The following is a 15,947-nucleotide window of genomic DNA, read 5'->3' on the forward strand; positions in this document are numbered from 1 at the left end:
CTAAATTATCTGATTTTTAACAAAATAACCTGAATCTTTTTTTATGATACCTTACATGTAGATAAGCTGAAAAGCTTTTTTTAGAAAAATATACATTTTTTTCAAGAAATAGCTGATTATAAAAAAGGAAGCCACTTTTCATACCGACGTAAAAAGTGGCTTTCCTGCTTATTTCGTTATGGGATTGTTATAGATTTCCACGCAACTCCTGCTCCCGCTCCAGTGCTTCAAATAACGCTTTAAAGTTACCATTCCCAAAACCACGGCTACCTTTACGCTGGATAATCTCAAAGAATAATGTCGGACGATCTACTACTGGCCTACTAAACAATTGCAATAAGTAGCCTTCATCATCGCGATCCACTAAAATTTTTAGCTCTTTTAATTTCTCGATGTCCTCTTCAATTGCCCCTACACGCTCCGCTAAATTTTCGTAATAGGTGTCCGGTACACCTAAGAAATCAACCCCATTTGCCGTTAATTGCGAAACAGTTGTCAAAATATCATTAGTCAATACAGCAATATGTTGAACCCCTGGCCCTTTGTTAAATTCCAGATATTCTTGGATTTGCGATTTGCGTTTGCCTTCCGCAGGCTCATTGATTGGAAATTTAATTCGCCCAGTACCGTTTTGCATAACCTTGGACATGAGCGCGGAGTATTCAGTAGAAATGTCATCGTCGCTGAAGTTTTGGGAAGATGTAAAGCCCATAACTTTCTCATAGAATCCAACCCATTCGTCCATAACCTCAACGTTCCCTACGATATGATCGATACCAATTAGACCTGTAGGCTGACAGGCAAACGGAGCTTGATAAGGTTGGAAGCCTGGATAAAACACCCCTTTATAATCCTTCCGTTCAATAAAGGAATGGACTGTTTCTCCATAAGTAGCAATCGTTGCTTTTTTTATGGTTCCATGTTCATCACTAAATTCCGTAGGCTCCATGATAGATGTAGCGCCACGGGAAATCGCTTCCTGGTAAGCCTTTTCACAATTTTCAACGCGAAGAGCAATGTCCTTAACTCCCTCGCCGTGTAGCTTAATGAAATCAGTAATCGGATGATCAGGCTCTAATGCTCCTGTCAACACCAAACGAATGTGATTCTGCTTTAACGCATAAGAGACCTGAGTGCGACTCCCTGTTTCCAAACCACGATAAGCATACGGCTCAAATCCAAATGCCTTTGCGTAATAGTACAGTGCCTGTTTCGCATTTCCTACATACAACTCAACATAGTCCCAATCTTGAATAGGGAAAAAGTCTTTTACGCTCACACCGCTCAACCTCCGACTATTCTGAATTTTTAAACCTATTTATTTGAGATTACATGGTCTGTTTTTTTCATGCAAGAATATGGAGTAACGCTTAAACGCTTTCATGCAATATCAATAATAGTCTTCTGTCTATCTGCTCTAATCAGTTATGATAGGTAAAAGGATAGTTGAAGGGAGCGAAGTGCGATGCAGGAGTGGAATACATTTGTTTCAGAGCAATGGAATCAAATGGCAGGTGATTGGCATGAGCGAAGCAAGGGAATGTGGGAACAGGGCAGTCGGAAAACGATCCTCCCTTTATTTACAGAGCTTCTTCCTGCCAGCAAGGGTCAAATACTGGATGCTGGCTGTGGAGATGGATATGCTAGCTTCAAGCTAGCCTCTGTAGGGTATGATGTAACAGGCTTGGATATTTCCTCAGAAATGATAGCCTATGCCACCAAGCAGGCCAACCGGCTTACCGATTCTCCTTCTCTACAATTTATGGAGGGAGATATTTCTGCTACGCCATATCCAGACCAATCCTTTGCAGGTATCTTATCCATTAACGCGATGGAGTTTACTTCCTCTCCCCTAGTTGTCCTTCAAGAATTTCGACGCATCCTGCAACCAGATGGATTGCTACTACTGGGGGTCTTGGGACCCACAGCAGGCCCGCGGGCACATAGCTATCCACGTTTGTATGGGAAAGCCACTATCCAGAATACGATCATGCCCTGGGAAGCAAAACAGCTAGCACAGGAGAATGGATTTTTTCTGCAAAAGGAATCACATGTGTATAAAGATGATTTTCCTCCTGTCCTCGCTCATTCTCTGAGCATGGAATTACGTGAAGCAGTCAGTTTTGTAACCTTGCTTGCCTTACGTAAGCACCCAGATCTCTAAACAAATCATTCATTTTGTAAAGGAGCCAGCTATGCAAGTACCCTATCTCACAAATCCATTACACCATTTGCAAAAGGTACGTGATCTGACGCTACTTCGGATCAATGAAGCACAAAGCATCGTTATCGCCTGCGATTCAGATGGCGGCATCGGCACCAAACCACAGGATATCGTCCAAATAGCACCCGATCTGTTAGGACGGTTTGCTGTTCGTGTACCGCTTTTTGAATTGATTGCTTGTGGAGCCACTCCGTTTATGATATGCGATACGCTAGCGGTAGAGCTTGAGGGCTATGGGGAAGAAATTCTCCGTGGTATTAAGGAATATGCGCAAGAAGCAGGCGTCACTGAGGATATACAGTTTACAGGAAGTACAGAGGAAAACATTCCAACCACGCAGACAGGGATTGGTATAACCGTACTTGGGCTGGTACAGCAAGCTCAGTTTTCCCCAGGAACAGCCCAGCCTCAAGAAGCTATCATGTGTGCAGGTATTCCAAAAAGCGGACCCAAGCATGAGGTTCGATTAGACGATCCCGAGATGCTTTCCCTAGCTGACTTAATCCAACTACGGGCTCATCCTGGTGTTCATGATCTGTTGCCCGTTGGCTCAAAAGGAATCGCTTATGAAATGGAGCAGTTAGCTGCAAGTGCCTCGCTTACATATCGTCTCACTACTCCTCTTCCTCTTGATCTGAAGCAATCTGGCGGCCCTTCTACTTGTGTGATCTTTTCAGCGGCAGTTGAGCTTCTTGAAGAATTTCGAAATCAATTACGTTGTCCTGTACATGTTTTAGCTATTCTTGAATAAAGTAAAAGGGACAGCGTGAAGGGCATTGCCTACTAAGTAAGAAAACAGCTTGTCCAACAAGTGCAGAGCAGTGGACTGTATCCATCGCAAGGGAGAGAACAGCTATCTTCTACCTTTAGAAGAAGCTGTTCTCTCTTTCTGTTCCCACTCAAAAAAAAGACCTCAGTTAGCGAAAACAAACTGAGGAAGCCAGTATTTACATTTATCCCTCCATAGGTGAGGTAGTACCTGAGGTTTGAGGTGTTGCCCCTGCTGGTTTTTCAACAGGAACTCTTTTTGCTGCTACGAAATCATCCGGTGCTTTTCGTTTTTTTAGGAAAAACAGCACCAATGGAATGCATAAAAGAATTGGCAACGCCGATACCATAAAAGTGTCGGCAATCCCTCTCGTGAAGGCTTCTTTCTGAATCAAACCCGCTAGTATGGCAGAGGCGCCTCCCATTGAAGTAGCGGAGTCTACCCCACTTTGTGCATATACCCCTGATAGCATGCTCAGCATTTGATTTGCTGTATCGTTTGTCACTTGCATATTTTCACTGATCCGCACGGCATGGAAGGTTTGCCGATTACTCATCAGTGCTGTCAAAATCGCAATAGCAAAGGAGCCCATCACTTGGCGAATCAGATTAGATAACGAAGAAGCACGACCAACCATAGATTTCTCGATGGCATTCATCCCCACTGTTGAAAGTGGTGTCATACAGAGCCCCATTCCCAAGCCCCTAATGGTTAATAACACATCAATCCAACGATGGGGAGTGTCCTGAGCTAAATTTTGAAGCTCGAAGGTGGTTATCCCCGCGAGAGTCAATCCAATCAATCCTAATGGAACAACGCCGAATTTATCAAATAATTTACCGCCTAACGGCATCATTAACGCCATGGCAATTGACTGGGGCATCAATAGAATACCTGTCTGCATGGCAGATAAGCCTTGGATATTCTGCATATACAACGGCATCATAAAGATACCACCGAACATTCCCATAGTAAGAAAACTAACAATCAATAAACTAAGTGAGAATGTTCCATTCTTTAAAATACGGAGCTCAATCAATGGTTGCTCCGTAGTTAGCTCTACATAGACCAATAACGATAAGCTAGACACAGCCACAAATAATAGGCTAACGATGTACAATGATGTCCAACCCTCTGATTGTCCCTTTGATAAGGCTAGCAATAACGAAGCAAAACCAATGATAGATAAGATGGCCCCGGGAAAATCAAATTTCAAATCCTTTTTTAGTGGTGTTTCTTTTAAAATCATGCTACTCATAATTACCGCTATAACCCCTACTGGCACACCCATGAAGAAGAGAAACCGCCAGTTGAAATATTCAATGACGTATCCGCTTAACGTAGGACCGACAGCAGGAGCTACCATGGCTGAAATCCCCCATAAGCCAAGCGCTGTCCCGATTTGTTCCCGTGGCATAATCGTGTAGATGATAGACATCCCGATCGGCATAATGAAACCACCGCTTAACCCTTGCACCACTCTGAAAAAAATCATACTGCTATCATTCCATGAAAATCCACAAAACGTTGAGCTGATTGTAAAAAAAGCAAGTGAGGTTACGAATACCCGCTTATAACCAAACTTATCTCCAAGCGCCCCGCTCATGGGAATCACAACCGCGGAAGCAAGCATATACCCTGTCAGCACCCATTGAATAGTGTCAGTGGTGGAACCAAATACAGCTACCAGCTTAGGGAGGGCAATGTTGATTAAGCTATTATTTAAGACGGCCACGAAAGTCCCCATTACAATAGCAGCCAACGCCAACCATTTATAAGAAGCGTTCTCCTTGTTGTTAGAAGCAGACAAATTGATCGCCTCCTAGTTTATTTGGACCTGACTACCATCATGCAGATCTTTAGCTGGTTGTGTAACAATCTGATCGTTAGCAGTAACACCTGATTTTGCATATAACCAATCAGGATTTTTCTCTGTTACTTCAACAGGAGTCATGTGAACGGTATTTCCATCTACTTTATAAACAAATTTTTTACCATCCTGATTAATGACAGAGCTTTTCGGAATCTCTACTCCTGTAGCTACTTGAGCATCTGTGCCAAAATAGACCTCAGCAATCATTCCGGCTAATAACGAACCGTCATTTTTCACTCTGATTTTAACAGGGAAAGTCGTACTGTTTGCATCAGATACAGGGCTGATAAAATCAATGGTTCCTACCATTTTCTTATCCTTATTTACTACAACCTGTACCGTCTGTCCCTTTTTCAAAGGATTTACTTGTTCTTGAGGAACACTCGCTTTTATCACTACTGTATCCATGTTGACGATGGTCATTAGCGGGATACTAGGCGCCGCCATTTCCCCCGGCTCGATATTGCGAATCGCAATCATTCCATCGATTGGCGATGTGATCGTTGCGTTAGATAATGTTGTCTTCGCTAAATCCAAACCTGCTTTTTGACGCGTTACATCCGCTTGCAGAGCTGTTATAGAATTGGAGGTTGCACCTGCTTTGGCTAAATCAAGCTGTGCCTTGGTTTGCTCATATCCTGATTTAGCTTGTTCTAATGCAAGCGATGCTTTATCTAATTCAGCTTGAGGCACAGCCCCTGTATCAAATAAAGCCTTCATGCGATCATAGGTTTTTTGAGCGACATCCCATCCCACTTTTGCTTGCTGTAAGGCGCTGTTTAGCCGCTCCAAATCCTGTTGACGTGCACCTGCCTTGGTATCATTTAATTTTGCTTGAGAAGCAACAATACCAGCTTCAGCTTGTCGTACTTGTTGTACTAGCTCAGCGTTTTCAAGAGTTGCTAACACCGTTCCCTTTTTGACACGATCGCCCTCTTTTACGTTGACATTTGCTACTCGACCGGACAATTTGGAAACCACCTGAACCTGTTGATCGGGTACAATTTTGCCTGATGCCATCAAGCCAGAAGAATTCGTAGTAGATACAACTTTCATCGTTTGTACAATGGGAGCATTTGTTGTTTCATTGTCGCTATTGTTGCTACAGCCACCGAGCAACAAAGCCATTATGGCAAAAGTACCTGCTATCCCTTTTTGTCTTTTATTCATACTCTTCACCCTAATTCCCTTTCAAATGAATTTTAATCACAGCACTCATACCTGGTAAAATGCGGCTGTTTTGTTTATCGTTAATAGAAATTTTAATTGGTATTCGCTGTGTTACTTTTGTGAAGTTACCACTTGTGCTAGTTGCTGGCAACAAAGAGAACGTAGAGGCTGTCGCTGTTCCCAATTCGGAAACCTGTCCTCTAAATGTCTGACCTTTAAATGAATCTAAGGTGAATTCAACAGATTGCCCTACATGAATCCGACCTAAGTCTGTCTCTTCAATGTTAGCTGACACGTAGAGCTTGTTCATATCCACAATCGTTGCAACGGACTGACCAGGAGCTACCACTTCTCCACTTTTAGCCGTTACCTTTAACACTGTACCGGTAATCGGAGCACGCAAAGTAGCATTATCTAACATGTTGCCAGCGATATTTGTTGTATCCTGTTGACCCACAATTTGCTCTGCTATGACGCTTTGACCATCTGACAGGTCTAGCGAAGTTAATTTGCCAGATATCCGTGGCATTACACGATACGTATCACCCGCAACACGAGCATCTTCCGTAGTTATGTAATGGGTACCTTGGTACCAATAGTAATAACCGATTCCTCCACCTGCTACAACCATAAGCAGTAGTATGGTGGATAGAATAAATTTCTTTTTCATGTTCTCTCCTCAATCCTCTTCTCAAATTGTCTAATGAGCAGTTGTAGGGCATCGACGATTTTGTCTATCTCTTCTTCCGATAGGTCTTTTATGAGTTCTGTAAAATATTCCTTTTGCATCACCGGGATGGAATTAGCCATCTCCTCGAATTTGTTTGTGATGTGAATCCAGACCACGCGCCGATCAGCAGTATCCCGCACACGTTCGATGTACCCCTCCCTCTCTAAGCGATCGACTATCCCGGAAACTGTACTGCAAGAGAGATAGAGGTCCTTACTTAGTTGGCCAATCGTCATAGGTCCATCCTTAATCTTGCGCATCACACTAATCTGAGGCATCGTAATTCCTACTTCGCTAAGCTCCTGTGTAATCATCATTCCAATGATTTTATTAAGTTGTCTTACCCCATCACGTATGATCAGCCCTTTAGGCACCTCATATCACCTCTTACATATATTCGCGATCGCTACTATTATTTCGCACTCAAAAATTTCGTACACGAAATAATATAGGGGAGAAAAAAAATTTATGCAAGAAATTTTTTAATAAAAAATGCACTTTTCCTATCTGCAAATAAAAAGACCCGAAAAATGGACCGTATGTTCATGGCCCATTCTTCGGGTTATAGCACTCTTTCTCTTGCTAGATATTTACGTGATTCTGAAATACCGGGGTGCTGTTTTACAATGATTAAAATATTTTCGATGAATAGATAATGCCCTTCCAGAAACTCCAAATCTCTTCGTTGGAACGAATCAACTTGTAAATACTGTTGCATCTCAAGCGTGTATTTTTCGAGCTTGTGTGCAAATTGATTGGCATTAAGCATCTGTTCTACTTCTGGGAATTCCGTTTTGAGCCTACGTATCTCTTCATATAATTTCGTGGCTTCACTGATTAGTTGATAGGCAGTTCGTTCTAAAGCAGCTACCGATGTTTGTTCTTCCTCACGCCGTGCTTGAAGCAAAGCAGACAGGTACGTAATAAAATGATAGATTGTTAAAAATAGAGGACCTAAAAAAAGAATGATCCCTGCTTTATATACATGCTGATTGGTTATATTGGTTACTAGTACAAACAAATGGTACAAAATAGCTCCCAACCACACATAGATAATCACTTGATGGTTAACCCCACCAGCTTCACCTTGTTTGGAAAAAACAAAGGTTAAGCCCAGCAGATAAAAAGCAAGTAATGTAAAGCTGGCGCTAAACAAAATCATTTCCATTTCTAACAGCCACGTTGCTTCAGCAGGTATGGTAACAAAAAATTCAACGGTTAAGACTATTAAGCTAAAGATGAAGCCCATAATCCAAAATCGGCTCACATCTCGATCAGCTCGGCGGCGCATTCGATGTCTTTCTGATCGGGAGTTTTTCATGCTTTTCACCTCACTCTACACCCGATACATTTCGCCATATTTCGTCAAAATCCTTTTCTGTAACAGAAAGAAGCCCTAGTCCCGTTACATAAATAGGAAAAGAGCTTCTCCGTTGCGTTATTTTACTTTGTCCGAGCGAAAAGACGCTTATTTGCCAAAGCGTTTACCAGGTCTGCTTGGTGCTTGTCCCGGACGACCAGCCGCTGACTGTCCTCCTGAACGAGGTTTTGCTTTACCTTTATTTGCTTTAGCAGTTTTCTTTGCTTCTTCACGCTTTTGATTACGGTCGTATTGTGTTTTCCACTCTTCCATTTCTTGCTTCAGCTTACGCTTATAACCAGGCTTTACCTTTTTATTTTTCACAAGAGCATTTTTAAGTGGAGCTTCTTTTTCTGCTTTTGCAATTTGCTGCTGTTTCTTCTTCTCGGTTTTGAGCTCAGTATAATGCTGCTCACGCTCTGCTGCACGTGCTTTGCGCCCTGCATCCAAGTGACGAGTATGCGTAAGTAATTTTTCTTCGATATCCGCCTTTGTTGCAGAACCAAAGCGAGCCATGACGCTTTTTTGGCGTGGAGTCACAAAAGAAATAGAATTTCCAAGCTGATTAGCGCGTCCCGTACGTCCAACACGGTGAATATAGCTTTCTACATCGCTTGGGATATCGTAGTTAAATACATGAGTAACCCCTTCGACATCAAGTCCGCGAGCCGCAATATCGGTAGCTACAAGAAACTGGAATTTCATATTCCGAAAATCCTTCATCAGGGTTTCGCGTTTCTTTTGAGACAAATCACCGTATAACGCTTTGGCATCATAGCCAGCCTCTTGTAAACGTGTTGTTAAGATCTTTACGCGCTGTTGTGTGTTAGCAAAAATAATACCTAGGAATGGCTTAGTGACCTCAATGAGATCAAGAAGCGCATCGATTTTATCTGTTTGATTGATTACATAGTATTCTTGTGTGATATTAGCAACCGTTTTTTGCTTTGATTCAATTTTAATATGCGGCGGTTGCTTCATAAAACGTTGTCCCAGCTTCTTTACCATATCAGGCATAGTCGCCGAGAATAGCAATACCTGTCGGCTGCTTGGTGTGGAAACAATAATCTTTTCCACATCCTCTAAAAAGCCCATCTCTAGCATCTTGTCAGCCTCATCCAATACCAATGTATGAATGCGGCCAAAATGTAGTGTTTCACGACGCATATGATCAAGTACGCGTCCTGGAGTTCCCACTACGATATGAACAGTCCCTTTTAGCTTATTCATTTGACGTTCAATATCTGTACCGCCATGCAAGGATAAAACACTCATATTCAGGTGTTTCCCCAGCTTCTCAATTTCACTAGCAATCTGAATAGAAAGCTCACGGGTTGGAGTAAGGATCAATGTCTGGATATCCTTTTTTCCTTCCTGTAGCTTTTGGAGGATCGGCAATACAAACGCTGCTGTTTTCCCAGTACCCGTTTGCGCTTGTCCGATGACATCCTTACCTTCTAAAATCAATGGAATCGCTTCTTCTTGAATAGCTGTCGGCTCTTTATAAAACAGGTCGGAAATCCCCTGCATAATCTCCGGTCGCAAACCAAATTGTTCGAACTTAGCCATCTTTTCACTTCCTTCTTAACGAAAACCGTACTGTCTGATCCAGTCTGCTGTCACTCTCTTTTGGATCTACCAGCCTATTCGCTCATGTTTGTCCTAGAAGACACTTTCTCTATAGTAATATAAGTATTTCCTAAAAGACAAGAAAGATATGGCTTAGTCTTTGGCTAATTCAAAAATTGCCTGTGCGTAGATTGCTGTCGACTTCAATAAATCTTCCACTAACAGGTATTCATCTCGTTGATGAGCCGTATCTTGTCTCCCAGGAAATAGTGGCCCAAAAGCAACGCCAACATCTAGGGCACGCCCGTATGTTCCCCCACCGATTGCTAACAATTCAGCCTTTTCACCGGTCTGCTCCGTATAGACACGCTGTAAAGTTGTTACTAAAGGATGAGCCGGGTCTACACGATGCGGTTTTTTATGAGTAATGATTTCCAACAGATAACCATGCCCAGCTGCGACTTGTTCAAGTCTTGGCTTCCATTGTTCAAACAAAATAGAATGAGGATAACGAATGTTCAGATCAAAACGTACGTCCTCATCCGCTATATAGTGAAAAATTCCAGGATTCAAGGTGAGTGCTCCCATCTCCTGGTCTTCTGCTTTAATTCCAAATGCCTCACCATCATGCTGCTGGAACAAATAACTGGCGATAAAATCAACGAATGCTCGTCCCCGTACGTCCAAATCACATTTTTGTAGAAAGTGTGCCAGATAAGCTCCTGCATTTACCCCTTTCGCTGGGTCCATTCCATGAACAGAAACTCCCTGTAAATGAAATGCTATCCCTTTCTCTGTTTGTGTGAAATGACCTCGACACTGTTCTTTTTCCAAATAAAGTTGGTAGGCTTCTGTCCATGCCGCGGCTTGTTCAGGCGAGCAGGCTAGCTCCGCTTCCGCTGTCTCTGGCACCATGTTCACACGCATTCCGGCATGGAAGGAGAGAAGCTTCGCGGTTCCTTCCTGACTACTAGTCATCTGAGCCAAATTCGTCAATTGTGCAAAGCTTTCATTTGTTTGGCGTAAAACTAGATGAGTTAATCCTTTTTCAGCATAAATGAGCGGGAAGTCTGCATCAGGAGTAAAGCCCATTGTCGGCATTTCCTCAGATTCAAAATAACGTTTTACGCAATCCCAGCCCGATTCTTCATCCGTACCAAAAATCAGTCGAACCCGTTTTTGAAGAGGCAACTCAAGCTCCTTAATTATTTTGGCAGCAAAAATAGCCGCCATAGCAGGTCCTTTATCATCCAAGGCTCCACGTGCGATTATTTTTCCCTCAATGATCTCTGCTGCAAACGGAGGAATCGTCCAGCCATCCCCTGGAGGGACTACGTCTACGTGGCTTAAAACGCCAATGCACTCTTCACCCTGTCCAAACTCAGCATGGCCAGCGTATCCATCAATATTTTTGATAGTCATACCTGCATCCTCACATGTTTGCAAAGCGAATTGCAGCGCTGCCTGAACTCCCTTGCCAAATGGAGCCCCTTCCCCAGCCGTATCTGGGTCCAGCACGCTATCGATCTGCAAAAAACGCTGTGTCGCAGCAATTAACTCGTCTTGTCGTTTTTCCACTTCCTGCTGCCAATTAATTGTGTTCATTTTCTTCCTCCTTGTCCTCTTGTAGTTCGATTGGCTTCTCATCAAAATAGACCGATTCAGTGTCCACGTCTAAATCAAGCTCCACAATGCTTAGTAATGGGTCAATCGGGGACTCCTTTTTCCTAGTAAATTCGATCTGGGCCTCCTTAACCTCATCACGAATTTTATTCATCTCGTTATCTAGCGTATAGGAAGCTTTGGCTGATTCAACCAGACGCAGCTTGATATCCTCTGGAATAATTCCTTCGTATTTATACTGTAAGGAATGCTCAATTGTGGCCCAAAAATTCATGCCCAGCGTTCGAATTTGTATTTCAACAGGTATGGTTTTTTGTCCGTCTATGGTCATGATCGGATACTCCACTGCTAGATGATAGCCGCGGTATCCCGTCTCTTTAGGCTGTGTCACATAATCCTTTTCCAGAAAAATCTTCATATCCCTGCGCTCGCGTAGCATATCTACGACAAACGATATATCATCAATAAACTGACAAATAATTCTTAATCCGGCAATGTCTCGAATTTCCCATGCAATATTATCATTGATGGGAAAATGTAGGCGAGTCGCTTTGTTATAAATGCTATTAATTGATTTGACTCGACCGGTAACAAATTCTATCGGCGAGTGAACTTTCCGTTTTTTAAATTCATTACGAATATTTTTTAATTTAACCTTTAGTTCCTCTACAGCTTGCTCATAAGGCATTAGATACAAGTCCCAATCCATTTTTTGCACGTTTTTCCCTCCGACTTGGATTCCTTGTCCTTATATTTATTCAACAGGTAATAAGGAATATCCTGCTTTTGAAAGCCCTTACACAATTATGTAAACACATTGCGTTCTTCACGCATAAACTGAGAGTGAAAAAGCGAGAAAAAGCTGCCACCATTAGGTCTGGCACATTCTTCCCGCTTTGCTCCTCATTTATTCATATTCAGTTGGCTCTAATATGCGTACCATAGCAATTTCATCACACATCGGTAATTTGGAGCAATTGATGCAATCCTTCCATACCTTTTGAGGTAAGGCCTCTTTTTGAACAATCTGAAAGCCGCATTTGTGAAAAAACTCAACCTGATACGTAAGGGACAGGACTCGCCGAATTCCTAATTTTCTCGCTTCTTCTACCAAAGCCAGCACAAGCTTCTTCCCAATCCCCATTCCCTGCGCTCGTTCAGCCATCGCAAGCGAACGAATCTCCGCTAAATCCTCCCATAAAATATGCAGGCCACCCATACCCATTACACCTTTCCCATCATGTACGATGATATAAGATTGCAGATGCTCACAAATGGACAGCTTCGTACGGGGGAGCATTAAGCCTTTTGCGGCAAAATGATTAATAATTTCCAACATTTGATCTACATCGTTTATAGTTGCCTGGCGAATTACCAGTGTACCTGTCATACTCATGGTTATATTCCTCCACTCGTAACGTATAAAAATACATAATTTATAATAAATATACATTCAAACTCTGCCAACGTAAAGTGTTTTTTGTTGAAATAATCGCACAATTTTCTTGACGATTTCTTAGTGAGTCAGCAAGATTATGATATACTTCTACCAGGAGGTGTTAGCTTGATTACTCGCAGAGAGCGAAAAAAGCGTGAAACAAAGGAACGTATTTTTAATGCCGCTATTAAATTGTTTAAAGAATATGGTTTTGAAGCGACCACAATTGATATGATCTCCGAGGAAGCGGATGTGGCGCGAGGGACCATTTTTTTACATTTCACCTCAAAAGAAGCGATTCTTGCCAATTGGGGCTATGAACGCTTACAGGAAATTGAAGATAGGCGCGAAGAATGGGATTTTGGAGATAGTTGTAAACAACGCGTCCTACGCATTTATAAAATCCTAAACGAAGTAAATATACAGAACTATGATTTTCTAAAAGTATTGATTGAATCCTCTATGAAGCATCGTAAGGTTCTGGAATCAGAAAAGAAAAATATGTACTTTGAGCTAAGAGAATTATTTGCTGATTTGATTGAAGATGCCCAAGAAAAAGGGAGACTGAAAAGTAAAATTAATCCATTAATTGCTGCCAATATGCTGGAAAACATCTATTACAATGCCTTGTATGATTGGGTACGTAGCGATGGTGGCTGGCCTTTGGAGGAGATCATGGAGGAAAAGGTCTCGATTGTATTTGAAGGACTTGATGTATCTACCCAATCATAAGAATAGCGATTTCTAGTGAACCGGTTACCCGAAGACTTTTGGTAGCCGGTTTGTTTATGATATTGATTTCTGTATCAAATAGTAGTCCACCCCCTTCCAATAGCTCCCTTGCTTAACGAACCATAAATATATTGACTTATCTTTCTTGTGCTACTACAATACAAAACAATATCTATATTAAAAAGCCTCTCAAGAAATGCCTTTACAACTTTAAACATGATAGCCACGTATAATCATAGGAATATGGCCTATAAGTCTCTACCGGGTTACCGTAAATAGCCTGACTACGCGGATGATACAATAAGACTGCGAATGATCTAGCGGTTTATTTTGTTATACCTATAACAAATTCCCTGCATCCTTCACGTCTTATCACGTGCTTCTGTGTTCATAGAGCCCCAGGTCGATTCCTGGGGTTTTTCTCGTTATGTAAAAACTTTAATTGCTAGAGGAGCGATTCAAATGAACATTCAACCTTCTGCCTTACAAAAGCGTATCCAAGCAGCCTCCAAACACACGAAAGCTGATTTGGTTATTAAAAATGGCAAAATCATAAATGTCTTCACTGGAGAAATTGTCGAGGCAGATGTCGCCATTACAGATGGTATGATCATTGGAATCGGAGCCTATGAAGGTAAGGATGTCTGGGATGCTAAAGGTAAATATATCGCTCCAGGCTTCATAGACGGACATGTTCACATTGAATCATCTATGGTAACACCTGCTCAATTTGCCGAAATTGTCCTCCCTCATGGAGTAACTACTGTAGTCTGCGATCCTCATGAGATTGCCAATGTATCAGGTGCCGCTGGTATTCAATACATGCTAGATTCATCCGAAGAGCTTGACCTTGATGTATATGTGATGCTCCCTTCATGTGTACCTGCTACTTCCTTTGAACACTCAGGTGCGAAGCTGTATGCCAAGGATCTTGCTCCCTTTTATCATCATCCCCGTGTGCTTGGCCTAGCTGAGGTCATGGACTATCCTGCTGTCATGAGCGGCAATGAAGATATGGTTCAAAAAATCGCTGATGCCAGACAACGTGGTAAAAAACTGGACGGACATCTCGCTGGACTTTCCAAGGATGCCATTAACGTATACATGACAGCGGGAATCCGCACAGATCATGAAGCGGTGTCCTTGCAAGATGCCAAGGAGCGTCTTCAATTAGGAATGTACCTACTCATTCGCGAAGGATCGGCTGCCAAAGACTTGAAGAATCTTATTTCGATCGTAAATGAACGTACAGCAGCACGCTGTCTGTTCTGTACTGACGATAAGCATTTAGATGATCTATTTAAAGAAGGCAGCATAGATTACAGCATACGTCTCGCTATTCAATGCGGTGTTGATCCAATTACGGCAATTCGCATGGCTACACTTACCGCTGCTGAATGCTACGGTCTTGCAGAAAAAGGCGCTGTTGCTCCCGGCTATATAGCTGATCTAGTTATCATGGACAATTTAGAACAAGTTCGTATCACCGATGTTTGGAAAAATGGTAAGCAGGTTGCTAAAAACGGTCGCTACGAAGGAAATATCACTTCTCCTGCAAATGTACCACCTACGATCACCAACAGCGTACGTATCAAACCGGTGACAAAACATGAGCTTCAACTACCTATTACTAGGAAGAAAGCACATATAATTGGTGTCATTCCTAATAGCATTGTAACCGAGCATCTGATTGAAGACGTAGACATCTCCAATGGATTTTTCCAGCCCTCCATCGACCGTGATCTGGCTAAAATGGCTGTAGTGGAGCGCCATCACCAAACAGGTCATATCGGAGTAGGAATTGTAAAGGGCTTTGGCTTACGCTCAGGTGCAATGGCTACTACGATTGCACATGATTCCCATAATATTATTACTGTCGGAACTAACGATGAGGACATGCTGATTGCAATTCAAACACTAGAAGAGATGCAGGGTGGGCTTGTCATTGTTGAAAACGGAAAGGTACTAGCTTCCCTCTCGCTAGAAATTGCTGGTCTAATGACAAGACGTCCAGCAGAACGTGTGATGGCAGAACTCCACCAGTTAGACCAAGCGCTACTTCGTATTGGGGCATCTCAGGAATTCTCTCAATTCCTGACGCTTTCCTTTCTAGCTCTCCCCGTCATCCCTGCATTGAAGCTGACTGACATGGGACTTTTTGATGTGAAGCNAATTTTTACACATGAACGTATCTGCCGATGAACGTGAATTAGTGATGAAGTAAAAATAAGTAGGCTAAATAGATAAGGAACAATAGGTGTTTACGAACCGCCGTTGTTCCTTTTTTACTATCTACCATCGATACACTAAGTTTACCACAAATTACAAACAAAAAAGTGAATAAAATGTAAATTTATGTTATATTTTGCCGAATGAATGAGTAGAGATCATCATCACTCGCAGTAACAACGACCAATTTCTTCTTCAGCACATCTTTTTCTTGCGACTCATCCTATCTT

General features: G+C 42.3%; 13 protein-coding genes, 1 pseudogene and 1 riboswitch. Of the genes and pseudogenes, 4 read left to right on the plus strand and 10 right to left on the minus strand.

Annotated elements, in window-relative coordinates; genetic code table 11:
* Positions 1 to 187: 187 nt before the first annotated feature.
* The gene (gene hppD / locus BRLA_RS19190) at positions 188 to 1,279 is read right to left on the minus strand and encodes a 4-hydroxyphenylpyruvate dioxygenase (protein ID WP_003334758.1); all 1,092 of its coding nucleotides are present in this window, start codon (positions 1,277 to 1,279) and stop codon (positions 188 to 190) included.
* Positions 1,280 to 1,465: 186 nt separating this feature from the next.
* Between hppD and BRLA_RS19195 the strand changes: the two genes are divergently transcribed.
* Together BRLA_RS19195 and BRLA_RS19200 are read left to right on the plus strand one after the other, a co-directional pair.
* Positions 1,466 to 2,164, plus strand: a complete 699-nt coding sequence (locus tag BRLA_RS19195) for a class I SAM-dependent methyltransferase (protein WP_003334757.1) — start codon at positions 1,466 to 1,468, stop codon at positions 2,162 to 2,164.
* A gap of 31 nt (positions 2,165 to 2,195) precedes the next feature.
* Positions 2,196 to 2,975, plus strand: coding sequence for an AIR synthase related protein (locus BRLA_RS19200; RefSeq protein WP_003334756.1), 780 nt, complete (start codon positions 2,196 to 2,198; stop codon positions 2,973 to 2,975).
* Between the two features lie 202 nt (positions 2,976 to 3,177).
* On the opposite strand, the gene BRLA_RS19205 is transcribed toward BRLA_RS19200, so the two are convergent.
* The 9 genes from BRLA_RS19205 to BRLA_RS19245 form a co-directional block, all read right to left on the minus strand.
* Positions 3,178 to 4,803: a DHA2 family efflux MFS transporter permease subunit gene (locus tag BRLA_RS19205; protein ID WP_003334754.1), complete on the minus strand. Its 1,626-nt coding sequence runs from the start codon at positions 4,801 to 4,803 to the stop codon at positions 3,178 to 3,180.
* Between the two features lie 12 nt (positions 4,804 to 4,815).
* The gene (locus BRLA_RS19210) at positions 4,816 to 6,036 is read right to left on the minus strand and encodes an efflux RND transporter periplasmic adaptor subunit (protein ID WP_003334753.1); all 1,221 of its coding nucleotides are present in this window, start codon (positions 6,034 to 6,036) and stop codon (positions 4,816 to 4,818) included.
* 10 nt (positions 6,037 to 6,046) lie between these two features.
* The gene (locus tag BRLA_RS19215) at positions 6,047 to 6,706 is read right to left on the minus strand and encodes an HlyD family secretion protein (RefSeq protein ID WP_003334752.1); all 660 of its coding nucleotides are present in this window, start codon (positions 6,704 to 6,706) and stop codon (positions 6,047 to 6,049) included.
* Entirely contained in the window at positions 6,703 to 7,140 is a 438-nt protein-coding gene (locus tag BRLA_RS19220) for a MarR family winged helix-turn-helix transcriptional regulator (RefSeq protein ID WP_003334751.1), read from the minus strand. Before BRLA_RS19220 ends, BRLA_RS19215 begins: the two co-directional genes overlap by 4 nt.
* Before the next feature lie 188 nt (positions 7,141 to 7,328).
* Positions 7,329 to 8,087: a hypothetical protein gene (locus BRLA_RS19225; RefSeq protein WP_003334750.1), complete on the minus strand. Its 759-nt coding sequence runs from the start codon at positions 8,085 to 8,087 to the stop codon at positions 7,329 to 7,331.
* 147 nt (positions 8,088 to 8,234) lie between these two features.
* Positions 8,235 to 9,695 carry a DEAD/DEAH box helicase gene (locus BRLA_RS19230; protein ID WP_003334749.1) on the minus strand — a complete coding sequence of 487 codons (1,461 nt, stop codon included), beginning with the start codon at positions 9,693 to 9,695 and terminating at the stop codon, positions 8,235 to 8,237.
* A 153-nt stretch (positions 9,696 to 9,848) separates the two neighbouring features.
* Positions 9,849 to 11,300 carry a dipeptidase PepV gene (gene pepV, locus BRLA_RS19235; RefSeq protein ID WP_003334748.1) on the minus strand — a complete coding sequence of 484 codons (1,452 nt, stop codon included), beginning with the start codon at positions 11,298 to 11,300 and terminating at the stop codon, positions 9,849 to 9,851.
* Positions 11,287 to 12,036 (minus strand): GTP pyrophosphokinase, encoded by a 750-nt coding sequence (locus tag BRLA_RS19240; protein WP_022585948.1) that lies wholly within the window; start codon positions 12,034 to 12,036, stop codon positions 11,287 to 11,289. Before BRLA_RS19240 ends, pepV begins: the two co-directional genes overlap by 14 nt.
* A 189-nt stretch (positions 12,037 to 12,225) precedes the next feature.
* Entirely contained in the window at positions 12,226 to 12,714 is a 489-nt protein-coding gene (locus tag BRLA_RS19245; protein WP_003334746.1) for an N-acetyltransferase, read from the minus strand.
* 168 nt (positions 12,715 to 12,882) lie between these two features.
* Between BRLA_RS19245 and BRLA_RS19250 the strand changes: the two genes are divergently transcribed.
* Entirely contained in the window at positions 12,883 to 13,488 is a 606-nt protein-coding gene (locus tag BRLA_RS19250) for a TetR/AcrR family transcriptional regulator (RefSeq protein ID WP_003334745.1), read from the plus strand.
* Positions 13,489 to 13,693: 205 nt separating this feature from the next.
* A riboswitch (purine riboswitch) is annotated at positions 13,694 to 13,795 on the plus strand.
* A 155-nt stretch (positions 13,796 to 13,950) separates the two neighbouring features.
* Positions 13,951 to 15,712: pseudogene (gene ade / locus BRLA_RS19255) on the plus strand (adenine deaminase).
* Positions 15,713 to 15,947: the final 235 nt, after the last annotated feature.

This window comes from Brevibacillus laterosporus LMG 15441, from assembly GCF_000219535.2.
Classification (GTDB): Bacteria; Bacillota; Bacilli; order Brevibacillales; family Brevibacillaceae; genus Brevibacillus_B; species Brevibacillus_B halotolerans.

What these genes read in the sequence shown, in the direction of transcription:
- BRLA_RS19215 (WP_003334752.1), bottom strand. Translation starts at nt 6,706, where the DNA reads ATGAAAAAGAAATTTATTCTATCCACCATACTACTGCTTATGGTTGTA.
- BRLA_RS19200 (WP_003334756.1), top strand. Translation starts at nt 2,196, where the DNA reads ATGCAAGTACCCTATCTCACAAATCCATTACACCATTTGCAAAAGGTA.
- BRLA_RS19195 (WP_003334757.1), top strand. Translation starts at nt 1,466, where the DNA reads ATGCAGGAGTGGAATACATTTGTTTCAGAGCAATGGAATCAAATGGCA.
- pepV (WP_003334748.1), bottom strand. Translation starts at nt 11,300, where the DNA reads ATGAACACAATTAATTGGCAGCAGGAAGTGGAAAAACGACAAGACGAG.
- BRLA_RS19245 (WP_003334746.1), bottom strand. Translation starts at nt 12,714, where the DNA reads ATGAGTATGACAGGTACACTGGTAATTCGCCAGGCAACTATAAACGAT.
- BRLA_RS19225 (WP_003334750.1), bottom strand. Translation starts at nt 8,087, where the DNA reads ATGAAAAACTCCCGATCAGAAAGACATCGAATGCGCCGCCGAGCTGAT.
- BRLA_RS19210 (WP_003334753.1), bottom strand. Translation starts at nt 6,036, where the DNA reads ATGAATAAAAGACAAAAAGGGATAGCAGGTACTTTTGCCATAATGGCT.
- BRLA_RS19230 (WP_003334749.1), bottom strand. Translation starts at nt 9,695, where the DNA reads ATGGCTAAGTTCGAACAATTTGGTTTGCGACCGGAGATTATGCAGGGG.